Consider the following 4,128-nt stretch of genomic DNA (forward strand, 5'->3'; position numbering starts at 1 on the left):
AACGAACTGCTTGGGCCCGCGCAGGGTCGGCTTCTCGTGGGGCACCTGGTAGAGCGCGCAGGCGGCACCTTCGCGACGGGCATCGACCTGGGGCAGCTCGATCCCGGCGACGTCATGGCCGCAAGCCATGGTCGCCGCCACACCCACCGCCACCCCCTCGGCCAGCACCTCGGGCAGCGCATAGACGCCATGGGCTCCACCGATGGCACTCACCCCGGGAACCAGGGTCGGCACGAAGCCGAGGATGTCGTCGTTCCAGGTCGGGCGCGCCCCGGTGTGGGAGGCCAGGTGGATCACCGGGCTGTAGCCGCCGGAGCTGGCGAGGGTGTCGCAGGCCAGCGTCTCGGCCTGGCCGGTGACCGTGAAGGCCTCGGCGTCGATGGTGGCGACGCGCGCGCCGGTGACCCGCGTGCCGCCCTTGGCTTCCAGCACCGCCGCGCCTTCGATGATGCGGATGCCGCGGGCGCGGGCCTGCGCCACCAGGTCGCCGTCCGGGGCCTGGCGGGCATCGACGATGGCCACCACCTCGCGGCCGGCATCGAGCCAGTCCAGGGCGGCGCGGTAGGCATGATCATTGGTGGTGGAGAGCACCAGCTTGTTGCCCGGCACCACGCCGTAGCGGCGCACGTAGGTCGACACCGCCCCGGCCAGCAGGTTACCGGGAAGGTCGTTATTGCCGTAGACCAGCGGCCGCTCGTGGGCGCCGGTGGCCAGGATCACCCGCTCGGCGCGCACCCGGTGCAGCCGCGAGCGCGACTGGCGTCGCCCCTCGACGCGGGAAGCGACCTCGCCCAGGTGCTCGGTGCGCCGCTCGTGGAGGGTCACGAAGTGATGGTCGTGATAGCCGTTGGCGGTGGTGCGCGGCAACAGGGTGACATTGTCACGCCCGGCAAGCTCGGCCACCACGGCGGCGACCCACTCCCCTGCCGGCTCGTCATCGAGCAGTTCGCGGCTGTCGAGCAACGACCCGCCCAACTCCTCCTGCTCGTCGCAGAGGATCACCCGGGCCCCGCCGCGCGCCGCGGTGAGCGCTGCCGCCAGGCCGGCCGGGCCGGCACCGATCACCAGCACCTCGCAGTGGCGATTGAGGTGGTCGTAGATGTCCGGGTCCTTCTCCATGGGGCTACGCCCCAGGCCCGCCCCCTTGCGGATGTACTTCTCGTAGGTCATCCACATGGAGGCCGGGGCCATGAAGGTCTTGTAGTAGAAGCCCGGGGGCATGAAGCGCCCGCCCAGCTTGCCCACCAGGCTCATCAGGTCGCGCTGGACGTTTGGCCAGCCGTTGGTGCTGCGGGCGGTGAGTCCGTCGAACAGCGCCTGCTGGGTGGCGCGCACGTTGGGCACCTGGGCCGCTTCGCTGCTGCCCAGCTGGACCAGCGCATTGGGCTCCTCGGCGCCGGCGGCGACGATGCCGCGGGGCCGCGAGTACTTGAAGCTGCGGTTGACGATGTCCACCCCGTTGGCCAGCAGCGCCGAGGCCAGGGTGTCGCCGGGATGGCCCTGGTACGACTGACCGTTGAAGGTGAAGGTCAGCCTGCGCGAGCGGTCGATCCGACCGCCCTGCTTGAGACGATTGGCTTGCTTGATCGACTGGCTCATGCCCGGACTCCTGCTTGGTTGGCGACCTCGGCGGTGGACGATGCGTCGGCCGGCTGGCGGGCCTGGCTCGCGGCGGTGATGGTCGGCTGCTCGCCCATCTTGTAGGTCTCGAGGATCTCGTAGGTCACCGTGTTCCGCGTGACGTTGAAGAACTTGCGGCAGCCCACGGCGTGCACCCACAGCTCGTGGTGGATGCCGCGCGGGTTGTCACGGAAGAACAGGTAGTCGCCCCACGCCTCGTCGCTGCAGGCCTCGGGGTCCGCCGGCCGGGCGATATGCGCCTGGCCCTTGGGGTGGAACTCCTCTTCCTCGCGGTGCTCACCGCAGTAGGGGCAATGGATATAGAACATGTCGGCTATCCTCTGCGGAAATCAGTGGGCCACGCCGGCGGCGCCATGCTCATCGACCAGCGCTCCGGTGTTGAAGCGATCGATGGAGAACGGCTCGGCCAGCGGATGCATCTCGCCCTTGGCCAGGCTGGCGGCGAATACATGGCCCGAGCCCGGGGTGGCCTTGAAGCCACCGGTGCCCCAGCCGCAGTTGAAGAACAGCCCCTTCACCGGCGTGGCGGAGAGGATCGGGCAGGCATCCGCACAGGTGTCGACGATGCCGCCCCACTGGCGGTTCATGCGCACCCGCGAGAACATCGGGAACATCTCGACGATGGCCTGCAGGGTGTGCTCCACGGTGGAGTAGCTGCCGCGCTGGCCATAGCCGTTGTAACCGTCGATGCCGGCGCCGATCACCAGGTCGCCCTTGTCGGTCTGGCTGATGTAGCCGTGCACGTGGTTGGACATCACCACGGTGTCGAGCACCGGCTTGAGCGGTTCGGAGACCAGCGCCTGCAGCGGATGCGACTCCAGCGGCAGCTTGAAGCCGGCCATCTTCGCCAGCACGCCGGAGTTGCCCGCCGCCACGCAGCCCACGGTCTTGGCCTCGATGTCGCCGCGGTTGGTGTGCACCCCGTAGACGCGGCCGTCGCGGATCTTGAAGCCGGTGACCTCGGTGTTCTGCAGGATGTCCACGCCCAGGGCGTCGGCGGCGCGGGCGAAGCCCCAGGCCACGGCGTCATGGCGCGCCACCCCGGCCCGCGGCTGCCAGGAGGCGCCCAGCACCGGATAGCGGGCGTTCTTCGAGCAATCGAGGATCGGCACGATCTCCTGGACCCCCTGGGCGTCGAGTACCTCGCCGTCGATGCCATTCAGGCGGTTGGCGTTGACCCGGCGCTGGATGTCACGCATGTCCTGCAGGGTGTGGCCGAGGTTGAGCACGCCGCGCTGGGAGAACATGACGTTATAGTTGAGGTCCTGGGAGAGTCCTTCCCACAGCTTCATGGCGTGCTCGTAGAGCGCCGCCGCCTCGTCCCATAAATAGTTGGAGCGCACGATGGTGGTATTGCGGGCGGTGTTACCGCCGCCCAGCCAGCCCTTCTCGACCACCGCCACGTTGCGGATGCCGTGCTCCTTGGCCAGGTAGTAGGCGGTGGCCAGGCCGTGGCCGCCGCCGCCGACGATGATCACGTCGTACTGCTTCTTGGGGGTGGGGTTGCGCCATTGGCGCTCCCAGTTCTCGTGATGGCTGAGCGCGTGCCTGGCCAGCCCGAAGCCTGAATAACGTTGCATGTTCTCTACTCCTCGATGGCGGCTCAGGCGATGGACGCCCCGCAGGTCGCGGTGGCTGCCACGGCGACATCACCGTAGACCGGGTGGCGGGCACAGAGCGCTTCCACCTTCTCGCGCACCGCGGCCTCCACGGCGTCGGTGTTGCCGCGCTCGGCGAGCACGTCGAGGATGTCGCAGATCCAGCCCGCCAGCTCGGTGCACTCGGCCTCATCGAAGCCGCGGGTGGTCGCCGCCGGGGTGCCGATACGCAGGCCGGAAGTGACGAAGGGGCTCTGCGGGTCGTTGGGCACGGCGTTCTTGTTGACGGTGATATGGGCCCGGCCGAGCGCCGCGTCGGCGTCCTTGCCGGTCACCCCCTGCTTGATCAGCGAGACCAGGAAGAGGTGGTCGTCGGTGCCGCCGGACACTACCTCGTAGCCGCGCTCGACGAAGACCCCGGCCATGGCGCGGGCGTTGTCGATCACCCGCCGCTGGTAGCGCACGAACTCCTGGCTCATGGCCTCCTTGAAGGCCACCGCCTTGGCGGCGATCACGTGCATCAGCGGGCCGCCCTGCTGGCCCGGGAACACCGCCCCGTTGAGTTTCTTGTAGAGGTCCGCATCGCCATGGGCGGAGAGGATCAGGCCGCCGCGCGGGCCGCGCAGGGTCTTGTGGGTGGTGGTGGTGACCACATGGGCATGGGGCAGCGGGCTCGGGTAGAGACCCGCGGCGACCAGGCCGGCCACATGGGCCATGTCGACCATCAGCCAGGCACCGACTGCGTCGGCGATGTCGCGGAAGCGGCGCCAGTCCACCACCCGGGAGTAGGCCGAGAAGCCGGCGATGATCAGCTTGGGCTTGTGGCTGCGCGCCAGGCGCTCGACCTCCTCGTAGTCGATCTCGCCGGTCTCGGGGTTCAGGCCGTACT

At 69.1% G+C, this 4,128-nt stretch carries 4 protein-coding genes; all 4 read right to left on the reverse strand.

The window, feature by feature from the left end:
• Positions 1-1,599 (reverse strand): 2Fe-2S iron-sulfur cluster-binding protein (locus QWY80_RS17820; protein ID WP_290234611.1); only part of this gene is annotated, 1,599 nt, incomplete at its 3' end.
• Positions 1,596-1,949, reverse strand: a complete 354-nt coding sequence (locus QWY80_RS17825; RefSeq protein WP_290234614.1) for a sarcosine oxidase subunit delta — start codon at positions 1,947-1,949, stop codon at positions 1,596-1,598. The genes QWY80_RS17820 and QWY80_RS17825, both read right to left, overlap by 4 nt.
• 21 nt (positions 1,950-1,970) lie before the next feature.
• The gene (locus QWY80_RS17830; protein ID WP_290234618.1) at positions 1,971-3,221 is read right to left on the reverse strand and encodes a sarcosine oxidase subunit beta family protein; all 1,251 of its coding nucleotides are present in this window, start codon (positions 3,219-3,221) and stop codon (positions 1,971-1,973) included.
• Positions 3,222-3,244: 23 nt separating this feature from the next.
• On the reverse strand, positions 3,245-4,128 hold an 884-nt coding region (locus QWY80_RS17835), incomplete at its 5' end, for a serine hydroxymethyltransferase (protein WP_290234621.1).

Source organism: Halomonas ramblicola, from assembly GCF_030409215.1.
GTDB classification, from domain to species: Bacteria; Pseudomonadota; Gammaproteobacteria; order Pseudomonadales; family Halomonadaceae; genus Halomonas; species Halomonas ramblicola.

Bases quoted from the DNA above. Each gene is read 5' to 3' on its own strand.
- QWY80_RS17825 (WP_290234614.1), bottom strand. From the start codon at position 1,949: ATGTTCTATATCCATTGCCCCTACTGCGGTGAGCACCGCGAGGAAGAG.
- QWY80_RS17830 (WP_290234618.1), bottom strand. From the start codon at position 3,221: ATGCAACGTTATTCAGGCTTCGGGCTGGCCAGGCACGCGCTCAGCCAT.